We start from the raw sequence: 26862 nt of genomic DNA, 5'->3' as shown, positions 1-26862 counted from the left end.
GCGGATGAGGAGCGTCGTTCGCTCTGGGCTGCACGGCAACGCTACCGACGGCACGAGTCGTGTGAATAGACTCGCCGTTGGGGATGCGACCTCCCCGGAGGAGCGAGAATGCGGGCACGTCTGGCTGTCGCGACAGGTCTACTGCTGGCGCTGTTCGGGGTGTTTCTCGCGGGTCCCGCCTCGGCGGCGTCCCCGGTGACGCTCGACAGCGGGTTCGTGACGGATCGATCAGGGGTGCTGAGCACCTCGGACGCCGCCGCGCTCGACGACCGGCTCCAGACCCTCAGCCGGGAGCAGCACGTCGAGCTGTTCGTGGTCTTCGTCGATTCGTTCACCGACCCCGCGGACCGCCAGCAGTGGGCCGACGAGGTCGCACGGAGCAACGGCCTCGGGTCCTCCCAGTACCTCCTCGCGATCGCGACGCAGTCACGTCAGTACTACATCTCCGCCGATTCCGCCGGCCCCGTGAGCGACACCCGCCTGGATCAGATCGAGCAGTCCATGCTCCCCGACCTCCAGCAGGACCGGTGGGCGGACGCCGTGTCGACCGCAGCCGACGGCTTCGGCGGCGCCGGATCCTCCGGCGGTGGTGACGGCGGCGTCGTGACCGTCGTCATCGTGCTCATCGTCGTGATCGCGGCCGGGATCATCATCTGGCTGCTCGTCCGTGCCCGGCGGCGCAGGGTCACCGGCGGCGGCGGCACGGCCGGCGGACAGGTCGGTCCGGCCGATCCCTACGCCGGGATCACCGACGACGAGCTCGGGAAGAGGGCGGGGTCGGCTCTCGTGCAGACCGACGACGCGATCACGTCGAGCACGGAGGACCTCGGCTTCGCGACCGCCCAGTTCGGCGACGCGGCGACCTCCTCCTTCACCCAGGTCGTCGCCGAGGCCAAGGCGCGCCTCGACGAGGCCTTTTCCCTGAAGCAGCAACTGGACGACGAGATCCCCGACACCCCCGAGCAGAGACGCGCCTGGCACATCAGGATCATCGAGCTCTGCGCCGCGGCCGACACGGCTCTGGACGCGAACGTCGAGGCGTTCGACGCCCTGCGCAAGCTGGAGCAGAACGCGGAGCAGGCGCTCCAGCAGGCGACAGCCCACCGTGCGCAGGTCGAGGCGGCGGTCACCGCGGCACCCGCGGCACTGGAACGCCTCGCCGCGGGCTACGACCCGACGGCGCTGCGCACCGTCGCGGACAATCCGCAGCAGGCGCGCAGTCGTCTCCAGCTCGCGGACACCGCCCTCGCCGATGCGAGCGCCAAGCTCGCCGCCGGCCAGCGCGGCGAGGCCGCCTTCGCGATCAGGACCGCCGAGGAGGGCATCGTCCAGGCCCAGCAGCTCTCGGAGGCGATCGGCTCCCTCGGGGAGGCGCTGGCCGCCGCCGAGGACCAGGCCCGCGCGCTGATCGCCGACCTGGAGAGCGACCTCGCCGGCGCCGCAGCCCTCCCCTCCACTCCGGAGCTGCAGCAGATCGCCGCCGCGACCAGGGCGGAGCTGGACGCCGCCGGCGCCGACCTCTCGGGCACCGCTCGACGCCCGCAGGCGACGCTCGAAGCGCTGAGCGCCGCGAACACCCGCATCGACTCCGCCGTCGAGCGGATCCGCGACGCCCAGCAGCAGGCGGCGCGCGCCGCCCAGATCCTGGACCAGACGATCCTCCAGGCCCGCGCCGAGGTCTCGTCCGCGAACGACTTCATCACAACCCGGCGCGGCGCGGTCGGCGCCACCGCCCGCACGCGCGTCGCCGAGGCATCCGCCGAGCTGAGCCGCGCCGAGGCCGCCCGCGACGCCGATCCGGTCCAGGCCCAGCGGTCCGCGGAGCGCGCGGTCGCGCTCGCCCGCGAGGCCATCACCGCCGCGCAGAACGACGTCAACGGCTTCGGCTCTGGCGGCGGCTTCGGCGGAGGGGGCTTCGGCGGAGGAGGCGGCGGGGGCGGGGGCTTCGCCGGAGACATCCTCGGCGGGATCATTGGCGGCATTCTCGCCGGCGGCGGCTCCGGCGGTCGCGGCGGAGGGTACCGCGGGGGCGGCTCCTCCGGCGGCTGGCGCTCCAGCGGCGGCGGTCGTGGATTCAGCCCGTCCAGCTTCGGCGGTTCTCGCGGCCGTTCCGGAGGTGGTCGCTTCTAGCCGTGCCGACTCATAGCTCCGTCGTTCTACGATCCAACCACGACGACTCAACGCCCTGATCTTCCATCGAAAGGAAAAGCCATGACCAAGCAGTCGATCTTCGGCCGCATCTCGACCCTGATGAAGGCCAACATCAACTCGCTCCTCGACTCCGCCGAGGACCCGCAGAAGATGCTCGACCAGCTCGTTCGCGACTACACCAACAACATCGCGGACGCCGAGTCGGCGATCGCCGAGACCATCGGCAACCTGCGTCTTCTGGAGCGCGACCACCAGGAGGACGTGCAGTCCGCCGCCGAGTGGGGCAACAAGGCCCTCGCCGCGAGCCGCAAGGCCGATGAGCTGCGCACGTCGGGCAACACGACCGACGCCGACAAGTTCGACAGCCTCGCGAAGGTCGCCCTCCAGCGTCAGATCGGCTCCGAGAAGGAGGCGCGCTCCGCTGAGCCGCAGATCGCCCAGCAGACGGAGATCGTCGACAAGCTCAAGGGCGGGCTGAACGGCATGAAGGAGAAGCTGGAGCAGCTGAAGGGCAAGCGCAGCGAGCTGCTCGCCCGCGCGAAGGTCGCCGAGGCCCAGACGAAGGTCCAGGACGCGGTTGGCTCGATCAGCGTGCTCGACCCGACGAGCGAGCTCGGCCGCTTCGAGGACAAGATCCGGCGCCAGGAGGCCATCGCCCAGGGCAAGGCCGAGATCGCCGCGTCCTCGCTCGACGCGCAGTTCGAGGGTCTCGAGGACCTCGGCGAGCTGACCGAGGTCGAGGCGCGTCTCGCCGAGCTGAAGGCCGGTCCGACGGCGCCGAAGGCGGCCATCGAAGCGGACTGATCCTGCGCGCTGACATCCGCGCGTGATCCTCCGAACGGGGGCGGATGCCACGGCCCGGCCGACGGCATCCGCCCCCTTCTCCTTCTTCCCGCACACTCTCCGACAGCGGAGGACATCATGACCCGTTTCCTGGTCGTCCCGCAGTGGCAGGGCTCGCCCGCACCCCGGGCGATGCTCCTCACCGAGGGGGCATCGGCCATCGCCGACGATCTGCCCCGGAGCCGGACCGTCGTCCTGGACGTCCCGCTCGAGGCCGGAGACGCGCAAGGCACGTCGGTGAACCGGTTGAGCAGCCTCCGGCGCACCAGAGAGCTCATCGAGGAGGCGCTCGCCGGCGCCGATGAGCCGGCCGTCGTGATCGGCGGCGACTGCGGAGTGAGCGTTGGCGCCGTCTCCGCGCTCCCGGACGGGCTCGACGACGTCGCCGTCGTCTGGTGCGACGCGCACCCGGACCTGCACTCCCCCGACACCTCCCCTTCCGGCGCGTACTCGGGCATGGCCCTGCGGGCGATCCTGGCCGATGCCGCCTCGCCCCTCCCCGGGCGAGGCGGCATCGCCCCCTCCCGGGTCGTGCTCGTCGGCGCTCGCGAGATCGATGAGGCCGAGAGCCGGTTCATCGACGAGACGGGCATCGGGCGCGTGGACGACCTCGCCGATCCGGACGGCCTCGCGCACGCCGTGGCGGCGACCGGCGCCTCCCGCGTGTACGTGCACATCGATGTGGACGTGCTCGATCCGTCCGAGCTCGCGGGGGTCTCCTCCCCCGCGCCCTTCGGCGTGCGGACAGCCGACCTCACCACCGCGATCCGCGCCCTCCGCGACCGGCTCCCGATCGCCGGGGCGACGATCGCCGGATTCGCACCGCGCACTCCGGCGAGCGCCGTCGACGACCTCGGGGCGGTCCTCCGCCTGATCGGCGCGGTCGCGTGAGGTCCACGCCTCCCGAGGACGTGCTCCGCGCGGCCGAGGAGATCCTCGCGCGCGGGCGGCGCTTCGACCGCCGCCTTCCCGCCTTCCTGCTCCGCTCGCCCCTCAGCCGCCTGGGCTACCTCTGGGGCACGGCGGTGGGCTGGGCCTGGGGAACGCTCTGGAGCACCGGGCCGATCGAGCGCAGGAACGGGCTCCGGATCTTCCGCGGGATGCCGGAGTGGACTTTCGGTCGCGGCGGCGTCTGCGTCGGCGGCTGCTATCTGACCGGGGACGCGGCCCCCGACGAGCGTGTGCTCCGGCACGAGGCCGTGCACAAGGAGCAGTGGCTGCGGTACGGATTCCTCATGCCGGTGCTGTACCTGCTGGCCGGACGCGATCCGCTGCGCAATCGCTTCGAGATCGAGGCGGGCCTGGAGGACGGCAACTATCTGCCGCGCCGACGCGGCGGCAGCGCGCGAGTGACGGCGCGCCAGGACGCCTGACCACCAGGACGCCTGACCGCCGCGCCGGACTGCCGTAGAGCGCCGGGCTGTCGTAGAGCGCCGGGCTGTCGAGGATCCCGCTCAGCGGGAGGTCAGCAGGCCGTACCGCGCGGGTGCGTCGATGGCTGCGGCATCGACGCCGCGGGCGATCAGGTGCTCGACGATATCGGCGGTCCCGAGGAATCCGCCGAGGAGCGTCACACGCGGCGGGAGCGCGTCCTCGCCGCAGACCATCTCATCGGCCCAGGCCTTGGCCGCGCGGGCCAGCGCCTCCCCTGGCACGCACCGACGGCCCGTTCCCGGAGCGCCGGATCGGGTCGCCCGGGTCAGCCACGTGACCGTCATCCGCTGCGGCGCCGAGATCGGCGCGATGTCCGCGGCCTCGGGGACCTCGATGAAGACCCGGCCGACCGCGCAGATCGGAAGCGTGGCGAGCACGGCCTCCAGCTCCGCGAGCCCCTGCTCGTCCGCGGTGATGAGGTGCTGCGCCTGCGGACGGCGCGACGCACGGCGCTGTGCGCGCGTGGTCGTCGAGACGGCGGTGGTGGTCATGGTGATTCCAGGATAGCACCGGAATAGGGTTGCCTAACCTTGCATCTGCCCCGGCGGACGCGGAGCTCACTCCACGAGCGCGGCGCCCAGGGCGTCCAGCTCCGCCGGGGAGAGCCCGGACGCGAGCAGATACTCCGCCACCGAGCCGTGCCGCTCGTCGATCCCCTCCAGAAGGGCACGCATCACGGGGGCGGGCGAGGTGACCGCGAGGGCGATGGCGTGCTGCGCGTCGGGATGCCTCGCGCTCAGATACCGGACGATCGACTCGCGGCGGGACGCGGGCAGCAGCGACTCGGTGAGCGCGTAGTCCGCGATGACCGCCTCCCGATCGGCGCCGACCGCGGAGAGCGCGATCGCGACGCTGACGCCCGTCCTGTCCTTGCCCGCCGTGCAGTGCACGAGCGTCGGATCCCCCACGGCGATGACGCGCATCACGTCCGCCATCCGGGGCGCTGCATCCTGCACGAGGTGCGCGTACATGCCCTCCAGGCTCATGTCCGTCGTGAAGAGCGACGCGACGGAGCCGAGGAGGAGCGGGATGCGCGTGACCGGCACGTCACCGATGGCCGACGGCTCGCGCGCGACCTCGGCGTCGTCGCGGAGATCGACCACCCGTCGGATCCGTGCGCGGAGGGACGCACTCCCCTCAGGGGTGAGCCCCGCCAGCTGCCCCGATCGGAGCAGCACTCCCTCGCGGACTCGGGAGGTGCCGACTGAGATGCCGCCCACGTCGCGCAGATTGACCGCGCCGGCGACGTCGAGGATCGTCATCTCCCCTCGCGCGGAGGCACCGGATAGCGTCCGGCGATGACGATGCGGTTGAAGGCGTTGATCGAGACGCACGCCCAGCTGAGCGCCGCGTACTCCTTCTCCGTGAACACGCTGCCGACGCGGTCGTAGACCTCGTCCGGGATGCCGTCCTCGTGGATGAAGGTGTACGCCTCCGCGAGCTCGAGCGCCGCGCACTCGCGATCCGAGAAGACCCCGGACTCCCGCCAGGTGGGGATCTGCGTGAGCGTGTCCGCGTCCACTCCCGCCTCCACCGCACGATCGACGTGGATGCGGGTGCAGTAGGCGCAGCCGTTGAGCTGGGAGCAGTGGATGAGGACGAGCTCCTTGAGCCGATCCTCGATGCCGTTCTCCCGGCAGACCTCGTTGACGGTGGTGGAGAAGGCGTCCAGCGCCCGGTACGCGGCAGGCTCGGTCCTGGACAGGTGCACACGCGTCTCGCTCATGGCTCCAGCCTACCGACGGGCACCCCCAGGAGGGCCGACGTCCGCACCCCCGATCAGCGGTCGAAATTCAGATCGCACAACTGTTTCTTGCTTTGATCATCGTTTCACCATGCAAAATCCGATTGTTACTTGTCATATTGCTCCCGCATTTCTCGCTCGCCGCGAATCGGGCGCACAATGAGGACGTGCCTATCGAGACCACCGAGTTCTCCTTCCTCGCCGATCACGCCACCGCGCTCGGCGTCTCCGTGCCTCCCGTCACCCGGATCTCCCTCACCCTCCCGGACGAGCGGACGCTCAGCGCCCTCCGCTTCGGCGACGGCCCGCCGGTGGCGACCTTCCTCCACGGCGCCGGGCTCAACGCCCATACCTGGGACCCGACGATCCTGGCGCTCGGGCTCCCCGCGCTCGCGATCGACCTCGCCGGCCACGGCGACTCCTCCTGGCGCGATGACCTCGACTACTCCGCCCGCCCCCATGCCGCCGACGTCGCCGCGGCCATCGACGCCTGGGCCGATGCGCCGCAGGTCGTCGTCGGACAGTCCCTCGGCGGCCTCACCGCCGCCGCGCTCGCCGCCGAACGGCCCGATCTGGTCCGTGCCGCGGTGATCGTCGACATCACGCCGGGGATCGACGCCAGCGGAGGACCGGCGGCCCTGCGGGCCTTCTACGCCGTCACCGACTTCGCGTCGCGCGACGAGGTCGTGGAGCACGCGCTGTCCTTCGGGCTCGGCGGCTCGCGGCAGAACACCGAGCGCGGCGTCTTCCTCAACACCCGCATCCGCCCCGACGGCCGGGTCGAGTGGAAGCACCACCTCGCCCGCCTCGCCTCCCAGGCGTTCGCCGCCGACACGAGCCCCGGCTCGATCGCCGCCCCCGGCCAGATCCTCCATGAGGACGGCTGGGAGGACCTCGCCGCTGTCACCGCGCCGATCACGCTCGTCCGCGCCCTCCGCGGGTTCGTGTCCGAGACGGACGCGGAGGAGTTCTCCCGCCGCGTCCCCGCGGCCCGTGTCCTGACGCTCGACGCTCCGCACAACGCGCAGGAGACCTCGCCCGCCGACCTCGCCGACCTCGTCAGGGCGCACGTCGCGGAGAACCGCCCCTGAAGGACCGCTCCGCCGTCCCATCCCTCACCCCCTTTGTGACGCTCCGTTCCGGACCACCGACCGGCCCGCGAACGACGCCCCTAGGCTCGACAGACACCTACCGCACCCGACTCACACACACTCCATCCGACACCGTCTTCGCCCGCACCATGCACAGCACCCGCATCGTCCTGCACCGAGAGGAACACCCATGACCCGCCGCTTCCGGGGCCTCGCCCTGCTGACCGGCCTCGCCGCCGCCGCGCTCGCCCTCAGCGCCTGCGCCGGCCCCTCCTCCGACTCCCCCGCACCGACCGCGACGGGGACGCCCGACCCGAACGCGACCCTCACCGTTGGCCTCGTCCTCGAGCCGACCAACCTCGACATCCGCCGCACCAGCGGCGCCGCCCTCGAGCAGATCCTCGTCGGCAACGTCTACGAGGGCCTGGTCACCCGCACGCAGGACAACAAGGTCACCGAACGCCTGGCGGAGAAGTACGACGTCTCCGCGGACGGTCTCACCTACACCTTCACCCTGCACGACGGCGTGACCTTCCACAGCGGCGCGCCCCTGACCTCCGCCGACGTCGTCTCCTCGCTCCAAGCGGTGAAGGACGACGCCACCCTCCAGGGGCACGCGGAGCTCGCCGGCATCGCATCGATCGCGGCACCGGATGCGAAGTCGGTCGTGATCACCCTCACCGCGCCCAACCAGAACTTCCTCTTCTCCCTCACCGGGGTCGCCGGCCTCGTCTACGCGAGCGGCGACACGACCGACCTCAAGGACGCCGAGAACGGCACCGGCCCCTTCACGCTCAAGAACTGGAGCAAGGGCAGCTCGATCACCTTCGCCAGGAACGACGCGTACTGGGGCGAGAAGAAGGCCGGCGTCGCCGAGGTCGTCTTCGACTACATCCCGGACTTCACCGCCGGCGTGAACGCCGCCCTCGACGGGAGCCTCGACGTCCTCACCGCCGTCGACCCCAACCTCGCCCCACAGCTGGAGAAGAGCGGGCAGTTCGCCCTCACCACCGGCCGCACGACCGACAAGGGGACGCTCGCGTTCAACAACGCCAAGGCGCCGCTGGACGACAAGCGCGTCCGCGAGGCGCTGCGACTCGCGATCGATCACGACGCCCTGGTCGAGGCCGTCGGGGCGGGCTCCACGCAGTACGGGCCGATCCCGGAGCTCGACCCCGGCTACGAGGACCTCTCCTCCGTCGCGCCCTACGACCCGGAGAAGGCCAAGCAGCTGCTCAAGGAGGCCGGGCACGAGAAGCTGGAGCTCACGCTCACCATCCCGAGCTTCTACGGCACCACGGTGCCGCAGGTGCTGGTCTCCGACTTCCAGAAGGTCGGCGTCACCCTGAAGGTCAACTCGGTGGAGTTCGCCGCCTGGCTGGACGACGTCTACAAGAACCACGACTACGACCTGAGCTTCGTGCTGCATGTCGAGTCGCGCGACTTCGGCAACTTCGCCAACCCGGACTACTACTTCGGCTACAACAACCCCGAGGTGCAGAAGCTGTACGCACAGGCCCTCGCGGAGCTCGACGAGAAGAAGTCCGCGACGCTGCTCGCCCAGGCCGCGCGCATCGTCTCCGAGGACCACGCCGCGGACTGGCTCTACAACGGCGCCACGATCACGGCGCTCGTCCCCGGTGTCTCGGGCTTCCCGAAGGACTCGATCAACTCGCGCATCGACCTGCTCGATGTGACCGTCGCCAAGTAGCCCAGGGACGACGACCCGCGTGATCCGGTACGCGCTCACGAGAGGAGCCCTGCTCATCGCAGGGCTCCTCGTCGCGAGCGTCGTCATCTTCCTCGCCCTGCGGGTGTTCCCCGGCGACGTCGCCCAGCTGATCGCCGGGGACAAGGCGACGCCGGCACAGGTCGACGCGATCCGCGAGTCGCTGGGGCTCACGAGGCCCCTGTTCCTGCAGTACGGCGAGTGGATCGGGGGCCTGTTCCGCGGGGACCTCGGCACCTCCCAGCTGAGCGGGGCGTCGGTGGCCGAGGAGATCGGGCTCAAGGCTCAGGTGACCGTGCCCCTCGGCGTCCTCTCGCTGCTCATCGCCCTGGTGATCGCGATCCCCCTCGGCATCCTCTCGGCCATGCTCCGCGGCCGGGCAGCCGGCACCGCAGTGAGCACCGCCGCGCAGGCCCTCGCCGCGGTGCCGGTCGTCTGGGCGGGGATGATGCTCGTCGTCGTCTTCGCGGTCTGGCTGGGCTGGCTCCCCGCCCAGGGCTTCCCACGGAACGGATGGGCCGACCCCGGCGCCGCGCTGCGATCGCTGCTCCTGCCCGCCCTCACGATCGGCGTGGTGGAGGGCGCGATGCTCCTGCGGTTCGTGCGCAGCGCGACCCTCCAGGCCGCGGGACAGGACTTCGTCCGCACCGCCGCGGCGAAGGGGCTCACCCGCAACCGCGCCCTGGTGCTGCACGGGATCCCCGCCGTCGGCCTCTCGATCGTCACGGTGCTGGGACTCCAGGTCGCCGGCATCGTCGTCGGCTCGGTCGTGATCGAGCAGCTGTTCACCCTCCCCGGCATCGGACGCATGCTCGTGACCGACGTGGGGACGCGCGATCTGGTCAAGGTCCAGAGCGAGCTGCTCGTCCTCACCGGCTTCGTGCTCGTGATCGGCTTCCTCGTCGATCTCGTCCACCACGCGATCGACCCCCGTCAGCGGGAGGCGGAATGAACGCCCTGCAGCGCGTCTGGCGCACGGGAGGCGGCCGCTTCGGCCTCATCGTGGTCGCCGTCATCGCCCTCACCGCCCTCCTGTCCCTGCTCTGGACGCCGTTCGACCCGCGCGCGGCCGCCGTCTCCGCGCGATGGCTGCCTCCCGGCTGGCCGCACCTCCTCGGCACCGACGGGACAGGGCGCGACATCCTGAGCCTGCTCATGGCGGGGGCGCGGACCACCGTCCTCGTCGCCGTCGGCGCCGGCATCGTGGCCACCGCCGTCGGTGTGGTCCTCGGCGCGCTCGGCGCACTGACGACGCGCTGGATCCGCGAGGCGGTCGCGGTGCTCGTGGACATCCTGATCGCCTTCCCCGTGCTCATCATCGCCATGATGATCTCCGCGGTCTGGGGCGGCTCCCTCTGGGTCGTCATCTGGGCCGTCGGCATCGGCTTCGGCGTGAACATCGCCCGCGTCACCCGGCCCGAGCTCCGACGCGTGCAGCAGAGCGACTTCGTGCTCGCCGGTCGCGCGGCCGGCCTCACGCCGCTGCAGAGCCTCGTCCAGCACCTCCTCCCCAACATCGCGCCGGTGTTCATCGTCCAGCTCTCCTGGTCGATGGCCGTGGCCGTGCTCGCCGAGGCCGGACTGTCCTACCTCGGCTTCGGGGCGTCCGTGGTCGACCCGTCCTGGGGGATCCTCCTCTCCGACCTCCAGCGCTACATCGCCGTCCACCCGCTGTCGGTGATCTGGCCGGGGCTCGCGATCACGATCACGGTGCTCGCGCTGAACCTCCTCGGCGACGGCCTCCGCGAGGCCACCGACCCGACGCTGCGGCAGAACCCGCGGGCCGCCGCCGCCCGCACCCACGTCCCGGGGGTGGTCGCATGACCCTGGACGTGACGGACCTCTCGATCGAGATCGACGGACGCCGCGTCGTCGACGGCGTCTCTTTCGCGGCCCCCGACGGCGCCCGCCTCGGCCTCATCGGCGAGTCCGGGTCCGGGAAGTCGCTCACCGCCCTCGCCGTGCTCGGCCTGCTGCCCGACGGCGCCCGCGCGACGGGCTCGATCCGGTGGGACGGCCGCGAGATCCTGAACCTCCCGGACCGCGAGCTCGCGGAGCTGCGCGGCGACGAGATCGGGATCGTGTTCCAGGAGCCGCGGACCGCGCTCAACCCGATCCGCACGGTCGGACGGCAGATCGCGGAGAGCGTGCGCATCCACGAGCGGATCGGCCGCCGGGAGGCCCGTACGCGCGCGATCGCCGAGGCCGAGCGCGTCCGCCTGCCGGATCCCGCCGCACTGATCGACCGCTACCCGCACCAGCTCTCGGGCGGACAGCGGCAGCGCGTGGCGATCGCCACCGCGCTCGCCGCCCGGCCGCGCCTGCTCATCGCCGATGAGCCCACCACCGCGCTCGACGTCACGATCCAGGCCGAGATCCTCCGCCTGCTCCTCTCCCTCGTGGAGTCGGAGGGCATGTCGCTCGTCTTCATCACCCACGATCTCGCGGTCCTCGCCCAGGTGGCGACCCACGGGGTGGTGCTGGAGCACGGCCGCGTCGTCGAGGACGCCCCGGTCCGCACGCTTCTCAGCCACCCCTCCTCCCCGATCACGCAGGGCCTCCTCCGCGACGCGACGGCGACGCTCTGGCGCCCCGAGGACGACCAGGAGGATGGCGCATGACCGACGACGCTCCGCTGATCCGTGCACGCGGCCTGAGCCGGGTCTTCCCCGCCCCGCGCCGTCCGGGGCAGCCCCGGCGGACCACCGCCGCCCTGACGGACGTCGACCTCGACGTCCCGGCGGGCTCCGCGCTCGGGATCATCGGCGAGTCGGGCTCGGGCAAGTCGACCCTGATCCGGCTGCTGCTCGCGCTCGACCGCCCCTCCTCCGGGACGGTCGAGGTGGACGGCCGCCCGGTCCGGGCGGGCGAGCGGGCGAGGGACCTGCACTGGCTGCGGCGGCAGACGGGCCTCGTCTTCCAGGACCCCTACGCCTCGCTCGACCCCCGGCAGAGCATCGGGCGGATCGTCTCGGAGCCCCTGCGGGCACTACACCTCGCCCAGGACTATGACGCGAGGGTCGCCGAGGTCCTCGCCCAGGTGGGGTTGGATCCGGAGATGGCGGCACGCTACCCGCACGAGTTCTCCGGCGGACAGCGGCAGCGCATCGCCCTGGCCCGCGCGATCGCCCACCGCCCGCGCATCCTCGTCGGTGACGAGCCGCTGTCCGCCCTCGACGTGACGGTCCGCGCGCAGATCCTCGCGCTCCTCGCCGAGCTGCGCGCGGACGGCCTGACCCTGATCCTCGTCTCGCACGACATCGGGGTGGTGCAGAACCTGTGCGACGCCGTCGCCGTGATGAAGGACGGCCGGATCGTGGAGCACGGCACGACGCACGACGTGCTCCGCCGCCCGCAGCACGAGTACACGAAACGCCTGCTCGCCGCTATCCCGGTCATCCCGGAGCGGTAGCGCCGGTCACAGCTCCTTCTGCAGCAGCACCACGCCGATCGTCCGTCCGAACTTCACGCCGACGTCGCTGAGCCGCCCGGTCTCGACGAACCCGAGCTTCGCGTGCAGGGCGATCGACGCCTCGGCGCCGCTGCCGGTGATCACCGCGATCATCTGACGGAGCCCCGCGACCCGGCTCGCGTCCACGAGGGCGACCAGCAGCTCGCGCCCGATCCCCCGCCCCGCGGCGTCCGGGCCCAGATAGATCGAGTCCTCCACCGTGTACCGGTAGGCGGACTTCACGCGCCAGGGCTGTGCGAGCGCATAGCCGAGCACGCGGCCGGAGGCCCGATCGACGGCAACGAGGAACGGCAGGCCGGCGCCGCGCAGGCGCTCGTGCTTCTCCCGCCACTCCGCGGGCGTCCCCTCCTCCTCGTCGAAGGTGACGACGGACTCGCGGACGTAGTGGTTGTAGATCTCGCTGACCTCGTCCGCGTCGGACGCCAGCGCATCGCGGATCAGGACGTCCTCGGTCACAGGACCCTCCAGTCCACGGGCTCGGCCCCCTGCTCGGCCAGGAGCGCGTTCGCCCGCGAGAAGGGACGGGACCCGAAGAAGCCACGGCTCGCGGAGAGCGGAGAGGGGTGCACGGACGCGATCACGGGCGTCTTCCCGAGCATCGGACGGAGCCCCTCCGCGTCCCGCCCCCACAGGATCGCGACCAGCGGCGCGTCCCGCTCCACGAGCGTGCGGATCGCGAGCTCGGTGACGCGCTCCCAGCCCCAGCCGCGATGCGAGGCCGGGGTGCCGGGCCGCACGGTCAGCACTCGGTTCAGCAGCATGACACCCTGTTCGCTCCAGGAGGAGAGGTCCCCGTGTTCGGCCGGCGGGATGCCGAGATCGGTCTCCAGCTCACGGTAGATGTTCGCCAGGCTCCGCGGGACCGGGCGCACGGTCCGCTCGACCGCGAAAGACAGGCCGATGGGGTGACCGGGCGTCGGATAGGGGTCCTGCCCGACGATGAGCACCTTCACCCCGTCCAGCGGCCGTGAGAACGCCCGCAGGACGTTCGCGCCGGCGGGGAGGTAGCCGCGCCCCGCCGCGGTCTCGGCACGCAGCCGATCGCCGAGCTCGGCGATCAGGGGGCCTGCGGGCGCGAGGGCCTTCGCCCAGCCCTCGTCGACGAGTCCGTCGGCGGCGAGCTCGGCCAGAGTCCGCGCCACGCTCAGTCCTCGTCGGCGCGCACGCGCAGCGGTCCGCGGGCCAGGAGGTGGTGCGCGGACTGCGCGACCGGCCGCATCGTCACGAGATCCAGGTTCACATGCCCCGGCGCGTTCAGCGCATACGCGATGACGTCGGCGACGTCGGCCGCGACCAGCGGCGCGTCCACCCCGGCGTACACGGCATCGGCCGCGGTGCTGTCGCCTCCGAGCCGGTTCAGGGCGAACTCCTCCGTGTGGACCATGCCCGGAGCGATCTCCACGACGCGGATCGGCTCTCCGTTCAGCTCCAGCCGGAGGGCTCGCACGAGCATCGACTCCGCGGCCTTGGCGGCGTTGTACCCGCCGCCGCCCGGATAGGCCACTTGCGCTGCGGTCGAGGTGAGGAACAGCGCATCGGCGTGTCCGCCGTGATCGGCGGCCTCGCGGAGGAGCGGCAGGAGCTCGGCGACGAGGTACTGCGCGCTCAGCACGTTCGCCTCGTACATCCAGCGCCAGTCCTCCGGGGACGCGTCCTCCACGCGCTGCGTCCCCCGGGCGCCGCCCGCGACGTGCACCAGCGCGTGCACCGGTCCGGATTCGGCCAGATGCTCCGCGAGTGCACGCACCTGCTCCGGCGCCGTGAGGTCGGCGGCGAAGGCCGTGGACCCGGTCTCCTCGGCGAGCGCGCGGAGGCGCTCCTCCCGGCGCGCGACGCCGACGACGTCCCAGCCGCCCGCCCGCAGTGCGCGAACGGTCGCCTCGCCGATCCCCGTGCTCGCCCCTGTCACCACAGCTCGTCTGTTCACCATGCCCCCACCGTACGACGAAACCGCCCGGCCGCCGAGGCGGCGCGGGCGGAGTCGTCACAGGCGTCGGAGGGGAGGTGGGGCTCGCGCCCCTCCCTCATCCGATCGTCAGGGCATCGAGGAGGTTGCTTTGACGGTCAAACGGTCGACCTGTCACAGATCGACCTTGATGAGCTTCGGGTTCTGGAAGTAGCCGGCGTATGGAACCCATGCGTGAGTCCCATCCAGGGAGATCCCGATGTCCTGCGGGAAGTTCTCGGGGCCCGCAGGACCGGTGAACTGCGGCAGGGTGTGAGTACTGACCACGGTGTCCGTGGCGATGTCCGTCGCCATAAGCGTCGATCCGTTGTGACTGTAGAGCGTGCGCCCGTCAGGCGAGATGGCGAGGTGCCCTGCGTTGGTTCCCTGTCCGATGGAGACGTTGACGAGCGTGCGAATGACAGTACCGGTCGCGGCGTCCACGACATCGACGTCGTTGCCGTCCCCACCGAAAGGCAGGTAGAGCGTTGCGCCGTCGGGCGACACCGTCCCGGAGAGCTCCACTGTCGGGACCGGGATGTCTCGCAGGATCGCTCCGGTGGCCGTGTCGATGACCTTGGCGCTGAGCCCGCCGAGGCTGGTCAGTCGAGTCCCGTCCGCGCTCAGCTCAAGCCCTCTCCCCGCGGTAGCACCGCCGTGCATATCGCCACCGAGACCGCCCGTCTCGATCCGCTGGATCAGGGCGCCTGTTGCGGCGTCGAGGATCAGGACCCCGTTGTCGAAGCCTCCGTTCATGCTGCCGTGGCCGGCGTAGCTCACGTACACCCTCGTGCCATCGGGCGAGGCGACAACGTCATACGGCTGCGCTGAGTATCCCGGTGACACAGCCCCGGGGCCACGGAGCTGGCTTGCGATGTCCCAGTTCGCAACGACTGCTCCCGTGGCTGCGTTGAGAACCGTCATGTATGCAGTGGTCGGATAGTTTCCCGTGACGTACAGGTTGCCGTTCACCGACTCAGCGGCATCGTAGTCGCCGACGTTCGCAAAGACCGTCCCGCCAGGACCCGTGCAGCTCGGCTTCACGGTCGCGTCGGCCGTGACCGCCGGCGCCCCCGTGAGGACCGCGTGGACGGTCACGTTCCCCGCACCCGTCACGTTCTTCACCACCACGGTCGCCGTGCCCGTCGCAACCGGCACCGTCATCGTCGTCGAACCGTCAGCGAACGTGTACCCCGTACCCACCAGGCTCACCACCGCGGTATCGCCGGCTGCCGGGTTCGCCAGCGTCAGCGTCAGCGACGTCTGCGCGCCCACGGCCGCACACCCGGACACCGGCCCGAACGTCAGCTTCTTGTCCCCCGATGCGGCATACGCCGGCACCGCCACGGCCGCCGCGATGATCGGGATCGACCACGCCGCACCCTTCACGATCGTCCGCCGCGGCACGCCGGTGAGAGCGTCGCCCTCCTCGGCCATCTTCATTGCGTTGTCGTTGTCCACGTACTTCAATCCCCTCATTGACAACCAAGTCATCGCACCACCGACAGATCGCCGGGTGCGTCTACTAGTGAGACCGGGGAAGGGCCGCTTCATCCGCGCAGCGAGCCAGGTTCCTGCCATTTCGGTCGTTCTTGGCTGTCATTTCGGTCTTGTCGACAATCAGATCCTCGCCGCGCGCTCTCTCTGCCGAGAGACTTGATCCACTGCGGCCGACCCCATGCGGGCACAGTGGCGTTCCCCCCATCTGCGTCGACCCCCGAGGAAAGCATGGAATGCCCACTCCCCCGCCCTTTGACCCGAACCTGCGAGACCTCGACGCGCTGGGATGGGAGGCCGGGCCCCGCCCGCCCGCCCGCGCATCGGTCGAGCGCGCCCAGGCAGACTCCTGGGGCGTCGCTCGGCTCTGGACGACCCCGACGGTCCTGACCTCGCACCCACCGGCGCGGGGAACGGAGGGCTATCGCGTCATCCTCGGCATCGACGGCGACGCCTCCCTCCTCGTCGAAGGACAGGACATCGCCCTCCGGCCGGGCCAGCTGATCGTGCTCGACGGGTCTCTGACGATCCGCACCGAGAACCGCGCTCTCTGGGCCCGCGTCGAATGGCACCTGCGCGCGCCGCTCCTTCGGCACGCGGAGTTCGCGGAGCACCTCTCGACCGCGGTCCCGATACGGACGAGCCATGCCGACCTGATCGCCACGACCACGAACGTCATCAGCACGAACCTGCAGATGGCACAAGGCCCCGGCAGCCCCTATCTGCTTGATGCGCTCACCGGGATCGTCGCCGCCGCGATCGCCGACTCGACGGGTGCGCCATCCGCGCTGACTCCGGCGCAGGCGGTGATCTTCCAGAGGGCGATCGCGGACATCGGCGAGCGCTTCCGCGACAAGGACCTCTCCGCCGACGGGATCGCCCGGAGCCTCGCCGTCTCCCGCGGCTACCTCCATCAGGTCTTCACCGCCGCGCGGAGCACCCCGCGCCAGGAGATCGAGAGCAGACGGGTGGCCGCGGCGCTGGCGCTCCTCGATGCGAGCCCGAGCGGCGGGCGGGGCATCCTGGAACGCGTCGCCGACCGCTCCGGCTTCTCCTCCGCCCGGCAGATGCGGACGGCCATCCGGCGGCAGCAGGACGCCACGGCGTCGGCGCCCAGGACGCACCGCATATGAGGGAGCACTGGGTGTTACGTCACATTTCCCCCGCGTTGTTGACAGCAGCCGGATTCCGTACTGTCTGTCATACCGGCACTCCACCGGGCCCAGCGCTCCACCCCCGCCTCTGCATCCTTCCCCGGGTGCCCGTCCCGACAGGGAGAGAACCATGTCCGCACCCGACTCCTGGCGTTTCGAGACCACGCAGATCCACGCGGGTGCCGCACCGGATCCGGTCACCAAGGCCCGCGCCACGCCGATCTACCAGACCACCTCGTATGTGTTCGACAACGCCGACCACGCCGCGAACCTCTTCGCCCTGGCGGAGTTCGGCAACATCTACACGCGCATTCAGAACCCGACGCAGGATGTGCTCGAGCAGCGCCTCGCCGCCCTCGAGGGCGGCACCGGAGCGCTCGTCCTCTCCAGCGGGCAGGCAGCGTCCACCTTCGCGATCCTGAACATCGCCCAGGCCGGGGACCACTTCGTGTCCTCCAGCTCGATCTACGGCGGCACCTACAACCTCTTCAAGTACACCCTCGCCAAGCTCGGCATCGAGGTCACCTTCGTCGAGAACCAGGACGACCCGGAGGAGTGGCGCCGCGCGGTCCGCCCGAACACCAAGCTGCTCTTCGCCGAGACGATCGGGAACCCCCGCATCAACGTCCTCGACATCCAGACGGTCGCCGACATCGCCCACGAGAACGGCGTCCCGCTGATCGTGGACAACACGATCGCCACCCCGTACCTGATCCGCCCGTTCGAGCACGGCGCCGACATCGTGGTCCACTCGGTGACGAAGTTCCTCGGCGGGCACGGCACCACGATCGGCGGCGTCATCATCGACGGCGGACGCTTCGCCTGGTCCGAGAACGTGGAGAAGTTCCCCGGCCTCACCGAGCCCGACCCCTCGTACCACGGCGCGAGCTACACGGCCGCGGTGGGCGACGGCCTGGCCTACATCATCAAGGCCCGCGTCCAGCTGCTCCGCGACCTCGGCTCCGCCATCGCCCCGCAGAGCGCGTGGAACCTGATCCAGGGCGTCGAGACCCTGTCGCTGCGCATCGAGCGCCACGTCCAGAACGCGCAGGAGATCGCCGAGTGGCTGGACGGACGCGACGACGTCGCCTCCGTGAACTACTCGGGCCTGCCGACCTCGCCGTGGTACGCCGCCGCCAACCGCTACGCCCCCAAGGGCGTCGGCGCGGTGCTCTCCTTCGAGCTGAAGGGCGGCGTGGAGGCCGGACGCGAGTTCGTCAACAGCCTCACGCTGTTCAGCCACCTCGCCAACATCGGCGACGTGCGCTCGCTCGTCATCCACCCGGCCTCCACGACCCACGCGCAGCTCACGCCCGAGCAGCAGCTCTCCGCCGGCGTCACCCCCGGGCTCGTCCGGCTCTCGGTGGGCCTGGAGAACATCGAGGACCTCAAGGCCGACCTGGAGCAGGCACTGACCGCCGCGCGTGCCGTGTCGGAATCCGCTCGCGCCTAACGCGTCTCTCCTCTCGCGAGAGCCCTCTCCTCCTCAGAGAGCACGGATGCCCCGGATCACCGATCCGGGGCATCCGTGCGTCCGGCCTCCGCGTAACGTGCCTCCGCCGGGTCGCCGTGCAGGCGAGAATGGAGACATGGACTGGCAGACGACCTCCGAGGACACCGTGCCCTCGGCTCCGGTGACGGAGCAGGACGCCCGCCTGCTGCGCGCCCGACCTCCGGCGACGGGGGCCTGGCGCGATGGGGATCCCGCCGGAGATCGCCGCTTCGCGGCCTCCGGTCCGTTCCGCACCGAGGGCGGCCAGGAGCTTCCCGGCATCCGGATCGCCTACGAGACCTGGGGCGAGCTCAACGCCGCCCGCGACAACGCCGTGCTGATCCTGCACGCGCTCACCGGCGACAGCCATGTGATCGGCCCGGCAGGGCCCGGCCACGCCACGAGCGGCTGGTGGGGCGACGTCGTCGGCCCCGGGGCCGCGATCGACACGGACCGCTGGTTCGTCGTCGCGCCGAACATCCTGGGCGGCTGCCAGGGCTCGACGGGTCCTGCGAGCATCGCCCCGGACGGCTACGAGTGGGCCTCCCGCTTCCCGTACCTCACGATCAGGGATCAGGTCGCCGCGCAGGTGCGCCTCGCCGACGCCCTCGGAGTGGAGCGCTGGGGGGCGGTGATCGGCGGTTCGATGGGCGGGATGCACGCGCTCGAATGGGCGGTCGGGCACCCGGAGCGCGTCACCAGGCTCGCGATCCTGTCTTCTCCCCCGGTCACCACCGCCGATCAGCTCGCCCTCAACTTCGTGCAGCTGGAGACCGTGCGGATGGATCCGCGCTTCGCCGGCGGCGAGTACTACGACGCCGCGGTCGGCGAGGGCCCGCACCGCGGCCTCGCCCTCGCCCGGCGCATGGCGCTGCTGAACTACCGGAGCCCGATCGAGCTGAACCAGCGGTTCCAGCGCTCCTGGCAGTCCGGCGTCTCCCCGCTCGGCCACGGCGGACGCTTCGCGGTGGAGAGCTACCTGGACTTCCACGGCAACAAGTTCACCCGCCGCTTCGACGCCAACAGCTACCTGACCCTCGTCGAGGCGATGAACTCCCACGACGTCGGCCGCGACCGCGGCGGAGTGGAGGACGCGCTGCAGCGCGTCACCGCGACCACCCTCGTCCTCGGGATCGACACCGACCGGCTGTTCCCGGTCGACGGGCAGCATCGGATCGCCCGCGGGATCCCGGACACCCTGGACGGCGCCCAGGCCGTCGTCCTGGCGAGCGACTTCGGGCACGACGGCTTCCTCATCGAGACCGATGAGGTGGGGATGCACCTTCGCCGGCTCCTCGACGCCTGAGCCGGCCGGTGGGCGGGCCTCAGCTCCGCTCGTACCGCCAGGGCAGGCCTTCCGCGACCAGGCGGTGCCGGGCGCCGACGATCCCGCCGTCGTGCTCCTCGTCGCCCTCCCAGTAGTGCATCGTGCCCTCCTCCGTGCGGCGCAGTCGGGTGTGCCGCACCTCGATCTCCCCGGCCGCGGCGAAGACGGCGTCCACATCGGCCGCGACGCTCAGGGCGTGCAGCGTCACCCAGGTCGGCGGGACGAGCAGGAGGGAGCCCGCGGCATGGGCGGCGAGGGCTGTGATCGGCGACATCCACACCGCCTCCTCGACCTCGCCGGAGGACGGGGCCAGCGCTCCACCGGGATCGTGCGCGAGGAAGAACCAGGTGCGGATACGGGGCCGCACCTCCGCCGGCGGCGACCAGCACGACAGCGGCACGGGATCCGCGATCCGCAGCCCGACCTCCTCCGCACTCTCCCGGACCGCGGCGCGCGCGGCGTCGTCCCGCTCCGTCGCGCCGGGGAGCCGGTCCCCCTCCTCGACCTTGCCCCCGGGGAACACCCAGGCGCTCGCGAACGACCCGCGGTCGGGGCGCCGCATCAGCAGCACCTCCGGCCCCGTCGCGCCGTCGCGGAGGATCACCGCCGTCCCCGCGACCGGCAGCTCGGTGTCGGACATCCGTGTCACCGCCGCGGACGACTCATCGAGTACACGGGCGGTCCGTCCGGGATCGTGGTGGTCGCATCGATCACGAATCCGAGCCGCTGGTAGAGGCGGACGTTGCGGTCATCGGACGTCTCCAGGGCGACCGGCGCCGGATCCCCGTCGATCTCCTCGAGCCCCGCCGCCGTGATCGCGGTCCCGAGCCCTGCCCCTTGATGGGCGGGGTCCACGCCGACCGTCGCCAGGGTCCACGCGCCGTCGGGCGCCTCGGGGACGGACAGCTCCGCGAGAGCGGCGAGGCGGTCGCCGTGAAGGGCTGCCACCCGCTCCTCGACATCGGCGGCGAGGGACGGGGCATCCGGCGGCAGGAACGCGGCGACGGACCTCACCCGCTCATCGACCAGGACGAGCCCGTGATCGAGGGCATGGACGAGGTAGAGGTGCTGAAGCTCTTCTAGCCGGTCCGCGTAGCCTTCGGCGGGGATGGACCATCGTGTCCAGGGATACGAGGAGAACGCCGCGGCCAGGACCTCGGCCGCTGCCGGCAGATCGGATGCCGTCGCACGGCGGATGACGGGCGGGTTCTGCATGCCTTCTCTTTCGCGTCGGCCGGCGCACGAGCAGCCGACCCGGTCCACACTATGCGATGCGTTCGGGATCCGGGCTCGGGCAGCGGGTTCGGGAGGCGGGTTCGGGAGCGGGTTCAGGCCTCGGGAAGGATGACCACGACCTTGCCCGTCACCCGCCCGCTCTCCACCCGCTCCTGCGCGGCGGCGAGGTCGTCGAGGGAGTACTCGGAGTCCAGGTGCACCGTCACCTTTCCGGCGGTGGCCAGTCCCGCGATCTCGGCCAGCTGCGAGCCGTTCGCGACGACGAGGATCCGCGCGACCGGGTCGGCTCCCCATCCGGCGAGCGTCGTCTGCTGATCGTCCGAGTACCCGGTGATCGTGACCACCGCGGTTCCCGGAACGACGGCGCCGCGCGGCGGGAGCGTGTCGTCGACGGTCACAATGACCGCATCCACCGGCCCGATGGCAGCGAGCGCCTCCTCGTCACGGTAGTCGATCACCTCGTCCACGCCTAGTCCCTGGAGGAGCTCGTGCTTGGCCGGGCTCGCCGTGGCGAGCACTCTGGCGCCGCGGGCCTTCGCGAGCTGGATCGCCAGATGCCCGACGCCTCCGGCTCCGCCGAGGACGAGCACCCGCGGGGTCGTGGCCGTTCCCGGAGCGCCCACGCCGGCGGCGTCGAGCGCCTGCCAGGCGGTGAGGGCGGCCAAGGGGGCGGCTCCCGCCTGGGCGAGGCTCCAGCCGGACGGCACCGCCGCCAGATCGGCGGCGGGGACGGCGGCGTACTCGGCCAGCGTGTGGGCGGCGCGCGGGAACCCGGCGAGCGCGAACACCGTGTCGCCCACGGCCCAGTCGTGCACGTCGGCGCCGAGAGCGGTGATCGTGCCCGCGACGTCCCATCCGGGACGGTCGGAGTATTCGATCGGCCCGAAGTCGACCGCTGCCGCGCGGATCTTCACATCGACGGGGTTGAGGCCGGCGGCGGCGACGCGGACGATGACCTCGGTCGGTCCCGGAACCGGGACCGCCTCGTCCGCGATGGAGATGACGTCGGCGGCCGCTCCCGGGCCGGAGTAGGTGGCAGAACGCATAATGCCTCTTTCGGATGAGCGACCCTGGTCGGTCGGTGAGACCAGCTTCCCCTGTCCTCCGGCGCGGGAAAAGTGACTAGATAGACGATATCTGTCACGATATGGCCATGCACAAGATCGTCGTCGTCGCGCTCCCCGGGGTCTTCCCCTACGAGCTGGGGATTCCCGGCCGCTTCTTCCGGGCAGCGCATCGGGACGGCGAGCCGCTCTACTCGGTGACCACCTGCAGCCTCGACGGCGGCCCGGTGCCGACGAACGCCGATTTCTCGATCACGACGACAGCGGATCGCAGCGCGCTGGAGACGGCCGACACCATCATCGTCCCGCCCTGGACCGGGGCCGAGACCTCGGAGGACCCGATCGGCCTGTCCCGCTTCGCCGATCGACGGGTGGTCAGCTACTGCACCGGCGCGTTCACGGTCGCGGCCTCCGGACTGCTCGATGACCAGGAGGCGACCACGCATTGGTGCGCGGCGGACGAGTTCGCGCGACGGTTCCCCCGGGTGCGGATGCGGCGCGACGAGCTGTTCGTGGACAACGGCCACGTCGTCACCGCGGCGGGGGCCTCCGCGGCGGTCGACGCGACCCTGCACCTGATCGGGCGCGATCATGGCGCGGCGGTGGCCGCGACCGTCTCTCAGATCACCCTGGCCGCCCCGCATCGCGGCGGCGGACAGCGGCAGTTCATCGCCAGGCCCGTCATCGCCCCCACCGCGACCGGGTCGGCGAGCGACATCCAGGAGTGGCTGGTCGATCGCATCGACGAGCCACTGTCCCTGAGCACCGTGGCCGACGAGTTCGGCATGAGCGTGCGTACCCTCACCCGGCGCTTTCGCGCCGAGACCGGCCGAACAATGGGCGACTGGTTCTCGGACGCCCGGGTCGACCGCGCCCGCGAGCTCCTCGAGACCACCGACCTCCCCGTCGACTCCATCGCTGCCCGATCCGGCTTCGCGACGTCGGCGGCGCTCCGCAAGCACTTCCGCGACCGGGTCGGACTCGCCCCGCAGCAGTATCGGACGCGGTTCACCCGATCCGCGGGATAACGACGTCAAACATGATGAAGTAGTCGCTCTCGGCCTCGGCCGGATCGACGCTCACCGCATCACCCCTGCGTGCCGGTCTCCTCGATCGCCGCCTCGAGCCGCTCGATCTTGGCGTCGATCTCGCCCGAGTAGCCGGGCCGGATGTCGGCCTTCAGCACGAGGGACACTCGGGAGCCGAACGGCATGACGGCCTCGGTGGCGCGCTTGACCACATCCATCACCTCGTCCCACTCCCCCTCGATCTCCGTGAACATGCTCGAGGTGCGGTTCGGCAGCCCGGAGTCGCGGACGACGGCGACCGCAGCGGCCACCGCGTCGTGAACGGAACCGTCCGCGTGGTCGGCACCGCCCTGGGGCGCGCCGCTCGGAGCGACGGAGAAGGCGATCAGCATGGAGACCTCCGGTTCAGTGGGTGACGATGCGCGACGAAGGAGTGCGCACGAGAGTGCGGATGCTCAGCACGCAGAGGGCGACGACGATCGCGTTCCGCAGGCTGATGACCACGATCGGGAAGGGCTCGGCCGCCAGCAGCGCGTCATAGGTGATCGGGTAGACCACCTGGGTGAGGACGCACGCGGCGAGCACCAGGGCGGCGGGGAGGCCGGCGCGGTTCCGGTCGTACAGCCACCAGAGCACCATCGGCGCCAGCATCCAGGTCTGGAACTGCGGGGAGCCGACCTTGTTGCAGACGATCAGCGCCGTCACCAGGGCGAGCATGGTCGGCGGGAGCAGCCGCATCGGATCGGCGCCCGCGCGGACCCGCCAGACGGCGAGACCTGCGATGCCGACCGCGACCAGCGCCATCAGCGGGGTGAGCACGGCCGAGACGGCGTCCGCCCCCGGGGCCGCGATCTGGAACGTGAGGATGTCCTGGCTGTACGCGATGCGTGCGCCGCCGAAGGCGGCGAGCCACAGGAACGGCGTGGCGGCGACCGCCTCGATCTGAAGCCCCCGACCCGTCTGCTCCGTCAGGAACCCGAGCAGGTGCGAGCCGCCTCCCAGAGACACCAGGGCGACGACCACGACCACCGTGACGGCACCGGCCGCGACGATGACGCGCCAGCGCGCCTTGAGCACGGCGACGCAGGCGAGGACGAGCGCTGCGGGCCAGATCTTCATCCAGGCGCCCAGGGTGAACAGCGCCGAGGCGAGGGCCGGGCGGGAGAGGAGCCAGACGCCGCCCATGATCGCGATCGGGACCGTGATCGCGTCGATGCGGTACATCGCGATCGGGCCGAGCAGCACGAGGGCGGCGATCCAGAACCAGGCAGCCCGGCGCCGCACGGCGCTGCGCCCGCTGCCGAGGAGGACTGCGAGGCCCAGCGCGTCGATGGCCGTGACCAGTACCGCCCAGGCGATCAGGTAGCTGCCGCTCCCGGCGATCGGCGCCAGGAGGATGGACATCCCCTCGGTGAGGAGCATCGGCAGGAGCGCGAGCTGCGGATACACCCAGGTCTCGGTGACGCCGACGATCTCCCATCCCCCGAGCGCCATCTGCGACCAGGGTTGGTAGACGAGGATGACGTCGCCCATCGGAAGGCTGGGGAGCACCCAGCCGAGCCAGGCGACGAGGAGATGGGCGGCGAGGAACGCGATCCAGACGAGCGCCGGCGAACGCCTCATGCGAGCACCCCCTCGACGGCGCGGGGCAGGGCCTCCGCGACATCCATCGCCACGATCGGCCTGCCGCCGCCACCGTCATCCGTGTCACCCGTGCCAGCCGCGCTATTCGTGTCAGCCACGCCCGCGGCGATCCGGCCCGCATGCCCGTGCAGCCAGGCGCCTGCGGCAGCGACCGCGGAGAGCTCCGTCCCGGGATTGGCGGCGAGCAGCGTGCCGAGGACGCCGGCGAGGACATCGCCCGTGCCGGCGGTCGCGAGCCAGCCCGTGCCCGCCTCGATCGCGATGACGGTCCCGGCGGGATCGGCGACGAGGGTCCGTGCACCCTTAAGGAGGACGACGCCGTCGAGGGCCGCCGCGGTCTCCGCGACCACGCGCGCCCTCGTCTCCGGCTCGCGCAGCTGGTCGCTGCCGATGACGGCGAGGCCCAGCTCCGCCCGGAGGCGGCCGAGCTCGCCGGCGTGCGGCGTCACGAGAATCGGGGCCGATGCGTCCGGCGCGAGATCGAGCGCACCGGCGTCAACGACGACGGGTGCTCCGCCCCGGAGGACGGTCTGAAGCAGCGCCCGTTCCGCATCCGTCCGGTCCGCGGGGTCGGTTCCTGAGCCGATGACCCAGGCGTCCGCCGCCGGGAGCGCGTCGGCGTGGCCGGACTCGACGACGGTCTCCGGCCTGCGAAGGAGGACGGCGTCCGCGAGCCGCTGCTCGCCGAGGAAGCGCACGTAGCCGGACCCGGACCGCCACGCCGCCTCGACGCCGAGGACGGCGGCGCCGGGATAGGCGGGCGAGCCGGTGCGCAGGGCGACGACGCCGCGACTGCGCTTGTCGTCGTCGTCCCCCGGGGTCCTCAACAGGCGGCTGGTGTCGTCGCGGGTCCATACCCGAAGCTGCGGCATCCCTCAACGCTACTGCCCTCCGCCCCGCTCGCCGGACAGCGGGCTAGGGTCGGCTGGTGAGCATCCTCTTCTCTCCCCTGACGTTCCGCGGAGTCACGCTCCGCAACCGCCTGTGGGTCTCGCCGATGTGCATGTACAGCGCGGACGACGGGATCCCGAACGACTGGCACCGGACGCACCTCGCGCAGTTCGCCTCGGGAGGGGCGGGGCTCATCCTCGCCGAGGCGACAGCCGTGGTGCCGGAGGGACGGATATCCCCCCGCGACACCGGCCTCTGGAGCGATGCGCACGGCGAGGCCTGGGCACCGGTCGTGCGATCGGTCCACGACCGCGGCGGGGTCATCGGCGTCCAGCTCGCCCATGCGGGACGCAAGGCGTCGACCTGGTGGCCCTGGGCGGAAGGCCGGGGCTCCGTGCCCCTCGCCGACGGCGGATGGACGACGACGGCACCATCCGCCATCGCGTTCGAGGGCTTCGCCGAGCCGATCGCCCTCGACGGCCCCGGGATCGATCGCGTCGTCACGTCCTTCGCCACAGCCGCGCGACGCGCCGTCGCGGTCGGCTTCGACGTCCTGGAGATCCACGCCGCGCACGGGTACCTGCTGCATCAGTTCCTCTCCCCGCTGAGCAACCGCCGCGACGACGAGTACGGCGGTCCGCTCGCGAATCGCGCACGACTGCTGCTGCGCGTCGTCGATGCGGTGCGGGAGGCCGCGGGGCCCGAGGTTCCGCTGTTCGTCCGGATCTCCGCGACCGACCACGCCGACGGCGGGTTCACGCCGGAAGAGGCAGCGACCGTCGGCGACCTCGCCGTCGAGCACGGCGCCGACCTCATCGACGTCTCCAGCGGCGGCCTCGTGGCGCATCAGCGCATCGACGTGCATCCGGGCTATCAGGTGCCGCTCGCGTCCGCCGTGCGACGGGGTGGGCGCGTGCCCTCCTCCGCGGTCGGCGTCATCACGGGCGGCGAGCAGGCCGAGGCCGTGCTCGCCGCCGGTGACGCCGATGCGATCTTCGCGGGGCGCGAATGGCTGCGGGATCCGCATTTCGCGCTCCGGGCCGCCCACGAGCTGGGCGTCGAGCTGCCATACTGGCCCGCTCAGTACCAGCGCGCCCGCTGGCGCTGACGGGCGCGGCCG

At 71.5% G+C, this 26862-nt stretch carries 28 protein-coding genes; 15 read left to right on the top strand and 13 right to left on the bottom strand.

Annotated elements, in window-relative coordinates; translation table 11 throughout:
- Positions 1–108: 108 nt before the first annotated feature.
- The 4 genes from J2Y69_RS05010 to J2Y69_RS04995 all read left to right on the top strand — a co-directional run bounded on the left by J2Y69_RS05010 (position 109) and on the right by J2Y69_RS04995 (position 4367).
- Positions 109–2130, top strand: a complete 2022-nt coding sequence (locus tag J2Y69_RS05010) for a TPM domain-containing protein (protein WP_310018186.1) — start codon at positions 109–111, stop codon at positions 2128–2130.
- 81 nt (positions 2131–2211) lie between these two features.
- Positions 2212–2955, top strand: coding sequence for a PspA/IM30 family protein (locus J2Y69_RS05005; RefSeq protein ID WP_310018184.1), 744 nt, complete (start codon positions 2212–2214; stop codon positions 2953–2955).
- 117 nt (positions 2956–3072) lie between these two features.
- Entirely contained in the window at positions 3073–3885 is an 813-nt protein-coding gene (locus J2Y69_RS05000; protein WP_310018182.1) for an arginase family protein, read from the top strand.
- On the top strand, positions 3882–4367 hold the full coding sequence (locus tag J2Y69_RS04995; protein WP_310018180.1) for a Fe-S oxidoreductase: 486 nt from the start codon (positions 3882–3884) through the stop codon (positions 4365–4367). Before J2Y69_RS05000 ends, J2Y69_RS04995 begins: the two co-directional genes overlap by 4 nt.
- 81 nt (positions 4368–4448) lie before the next feature.
- Here the strand turns inward: J2Y69_RS04995 and J2Y69_RS04990 are convergent, their stop codons facing one another.
- The 3 genes from J2Y69_RS04990 to J2Y69_RS04980 form a co-directional block, all read right to left on the bottom strand.
- Complete coding sequence (locus J2Y69_RS04990) at positions 4449–4919, bottom strand: SIP domain-containing protein (RefSeq protein ID WP_310018178.1); 471 nt, start codon at positions 4917–4919, stop codon at positions 4449–4451.
- 66 nt (positions 4920–4985) lie between these two features.
- The gene (locus tag J2Y69_RS04985; RefSeq protein WP_310018176.1) at positions 4986–5690 is read right to left on the bottom strand and encodes a tyrosine-protein phosphatase; all 705 of its coding nucleotides are present in this window, start codon (positions 5688–5690) and stop codon (positions 4986–4988) included.
- Positions 5687–6154 (bottom strand): carboxymuconolactone decarboxylase family protein, encoded by a 468-nt coding sequence (locus tag J2Y69_RS04980; protein ID WP_310018173.1) that lies wholly within the window; start codon positions 6152–6154, stop codon positions 5687–5689. Before J2Y69_RS04980 ends, J2Y69_RS04985 begins: the two co-directional genes overlap by 4 nt.
- 185 nt (positions 6155–6339) lie before the next feature.
- Here J2Y69_RS04980 and J2Y69_RS04975 point away from each other — a divergent pair, with 185 nt between their 5' ends.
- From J2Y69_RS04975 to J2Y69_RS04950, 6 genes are all read left to right on the top strand, one after another.
- The gene (locus J2Y69_RS04975) at positions 6340–7263 is read left to right on the top strand and encodes an alpha/beta fold hydrolase (RefSeq protein ID WP_310018171.1); all 924 of its coding nucleotides are present in this window, start codon (positions 6340–6342) and stop codon (positions 7261–7263) included.
- Positions 7264–7453: 190 nt separating this feature from the next.
- Positions 7454–8974 (top strand): ABC transporter substrate-binding protein, encoded by a 1521-nt coding sequence (locus J2Y69_RS04970; protein WP_310018169.1) that lies wholly within the window; start codon positions 7454–7456, stop codon positions 8972–8974.
- Between the two features lie 19 nt (positions 8975–8993).
- Positions 8994–9944, top strand: a complete 951-nt coding sequence (locus tag J2Y69_RS04965; protein ID WP_310018167.1) for an ABC transporter permease — start codon at positions 8994–8996, stop codon at positions 9942–9944.
- Positions 9941–10816 carry an ABC transporter permease gene (locus J2Y69_RS04960; RefSeq protein ID WP_310018165.1) on the top strand — a complete coding sequence of 292 codons (876 nt, stop codon included), beginning with the start codon at positions 9941–9943 and terminating at the stop codon, positions 10814–10816. The genes J2Y69_RS04965 and J2Y69_RS04960 overlap by 4 nt, the downstream gene beginning before the upstream one ends.
- Positions 10813–11613, top strand: a complete 801-nt coding sequence (locus J2Y69_RS04955; RefSeq protein ID WP_310018163.1) for an ABC transporter ATP-binding protein — start codon at positions 10813–10815, stop codon at positions 11611–11613. The genes J2Y69_RS04960 and J2Y69_RS04955 overlap by 4 nt, the downstream gene beginning before the upstream one ends.
- Positions 11610–12404 (top strand): ABC transporter ATP-binding protein, encoded by a 795-nt coding sequence (locus J2Y69_RS04950; protein ID WP_310018161.1) that lies wholly within the window; start codon positions 11610–11612, stop codon positions 12402–12404. The genes J2Y69_RS04955 and J2Y69_RS04950 overlap by 4 nt, the downstream gene beginning before the upstream one ends.
- Before the next feature lie 6 nt (positions 12405–12410).
- On the opposite strand, the gene J2Y69_RS04945 is transcribed toward J2Y69_RS04950, so the two are convergent.
- The 4 genes from J2Y69_RS04945 to J2Y69_RS04930 all read right to left on the bottom strand — a co-directional run bounded on the left by J2Y69_RS04945 (position 12411) and on the right by J2Y69_RS04930 (position 15870).
- Positions 12411–12920: a GNAT family N-acetyltransferase gene (locus J2Y69_RS04945; RefSeq protein WP_310018158.1), complete on the bottom strand. Its 510-nt coding sequence runs from the start codon at positions 12918–12920 to the stop codon at positions 12411–12413.
- The gene (locus tag J2Y69_RS04940; protein ID WP_310018156.1) at positions 12917–13606 is read right to left on the bottom strand and encodes a uracil-DNA glycosylase; all 690 of its coding nucleotides are present in this window, start codon (positions 13604–13606) and stop codon (positions 12917–12919) included. The genes J2Y69_RS04945 and J2Y69_RS04940 overlap by 4 nt, the downstream gene beginning before the upstream one ends.
- Positions 13607–13608: 2 nt before the next feature.
- Positions 13609–14394 (bottom strand): SDR family oxidoreductase, encoded by a 786-nt coding sequence (locus J2Y69_RS04935; RefSeq protein ID WP_310018154.1) that lies wholly within the window; start codon positions 14392–14394, stop codon positions 13609–13611.
- Between the two features lie 150 nt (positions 14395–14544).
- Positions 14545–15870, bottom strand: a complete 1326-nt coding sequence (locus J2Y69_RS04930) for a WD40 repeat domain-containing protein (protein ID WP_310018152.1) — start codon at positions 15868–15870, stop codon at positions 14545–14547.
- Between the two features lie 272 nt (positions 15871–16142).
- Here J2Y69_RS04930 and J2Y69_RS04925 point away from each other — a divergent pair, with 272 nt between their 5' ends.
- The 3 genes from J2Y69_RS04925 (at position 16143) to metX (ending at position 19858) form a co-directional block, all read left to right on the top strand.
- A complete protein-coding gene (locus tag J2Y69_RS04925) occupies positions 16143–17039 on the top strand; it encodes an AraC-like ligand-binding domain-containing protein (RefSeq protein WP_310018150.1) in 897 nt (298 codons plus the stop codon).
- Between the two features lie 151 nt (positions 17040–17190).
- Complete coding sequence (locus J2Y69_RS04920) at positions 17191–18513, top strand: bifunctional o-acetylhomoserine/o-acetylserine sulfhydrylase (RefSeq protein WP_310018149.1); 1323 nt, start codon at positions 17191–17193, stop codon at positions 18511–18513.
- Positions 18514–18649: 136 nt separating this feature from the next.
- Positions 18650–19858, top strand: a complete 1209-nt coding sequence (gene metX, locus J2Y69_RS04915) for a homoserine O-acetyltransferase MetX (protein ID WP_310018147.1) — start codon at positions 18650–18652, stop codon at positions 19856–19858.
- Between the two features lie 19 nt (positions 19859–19877).
- Here metX and J2Y69_RS04910 read toward each other — a convergent pair whose 3' ends face one another.
- The 3 genes from J2Y69_RS04910 to J2Y69_RS04900 all read right to left on the bottom strand — a co-directional run bounded on the left by J2Y69_RS04910 (position 19878) and on the right by J2Y69_RS04900 (position 22161).
- On the bottom strand, positions 19878–20519 hold the full coding sequence (locus J2Y69_RS04910) for an NUDIX hydrolase (protein ID WP_310018146.1): 642 nt from the start codon (positions 20517–20519) through the stop codon (positions 19878–19880).
- Between the two features lie 5 nt (positions 20520–20524).
- Positions 20525–21094: a GNAT family N-acetyltransferase gene (locus J2Y69_RS04905; protein WP_310018144.1), complete on the bottom strand. Its 570-nt coding sequence runs from the start codon at positions 21092–21094 to the stop codon at positions 20525–20527.
- 113 nt (positions 21095–21207) lie between these two features.
- Positions 21208–22161 (bottom strand): NADP-dependent oxidoreductase, encoded by a 954-nt coding sequence (locus J2Y69_RS04900; RefSeq protein WP_310018142.1) that lies wholly within the window; start codon positions 22159–22161, stop codon positions 21208–21210.
- 107 nt (positions 22162–22268) lie between these two features.
- On the opposite strand from J2Y69_RS04900, the gene J2Y69_RS04895 reads away from it, so the two are divergent.
- Entirely contained in the window at positions 22269–23207 is a 939-nt protein-coding gene (locus tag J2Y69_RS04895) for a GlxA family transcriptional regulator (RefSeq protein ID WP_310018141.1), read from the top strand.
- A 59-nt stretch (positions 23208–23266) separates the two neighbouring features.
- Here J2Y69_RS04895 and J2Y69_RS04890 read toward each other — a convergent pair whose 3' ends face one another.
- The 3 genes from J2Y69_RS04890 to J2Y69_RS04880 are packed head-to-tail and all read right to left on the bottom strand — an operon-like array spanning position 23267 to position 25723.
- Positions 23267–23599, bottom strand: a complete 333-nt coding sequence (locus J2Y69_RS04890) for a thiamine-binding protein (protein WP_310018139.1) — start codon at positions 23597–23599, stop codon at positions 23267–23269.
- A 13-nt stretch (positions 23600–23612) separates the two neighbouring features.
- Entirely contained in the window at positions 23613–24830 is a 1218-nt protein-coding gene (locus J2Y69_RS04885) for a hypothetical protein (protein WP_310018137.1), read from the bottom strand.
- Complete coding sequence (locus J2Y69_RS04880) at positions 24827–25723, bottom strand: ADP-dependent NAD(P)H-hydrate dehydratase (protein WP_310018135.1); 897 nt, start codon at positions 25721–25723, stop codon at positions 24827–24829. Before J2Y69_RS04880 ends, J2Y69_RS04885 begins: the two co-directional genes overlap by 4 nt.
- A gap of 56 nt (positions 25724–25779) precedes the next feature.
- Between J2Y69_RS04880 and J2Y69_RS04875 the strand changes: the two genes are divergently transcribed.
- Positions 25780–26850, top strand: coding sequence for an NADH:flavin oxidoreductase/NADH oxidase (locus J2Y69_RS04875; protein ID WP_310018133.1), 1071 nt, complete (start codon positions 25780–25782; stop codon positions 26848–26850).
- The last annotated feature ends 12 nt before the right edge of the window (positions 26851–26862 follow it).

Origin of the sequence: Microbacterium resistens (assembly GCF_031456305.1) — a bacterium.
GTDB classification, from domain to species: Bacteria; Actinomycetota; Actinomycetes; order Actinomycetales; family Microbacteriaceae; genus Microbacterium; species Microbacterium resistens_A.
Note: the sequence above shows the minus strand (reverse complement) of the source record. Positions and strands in the feature narration are given on the sequence as shown.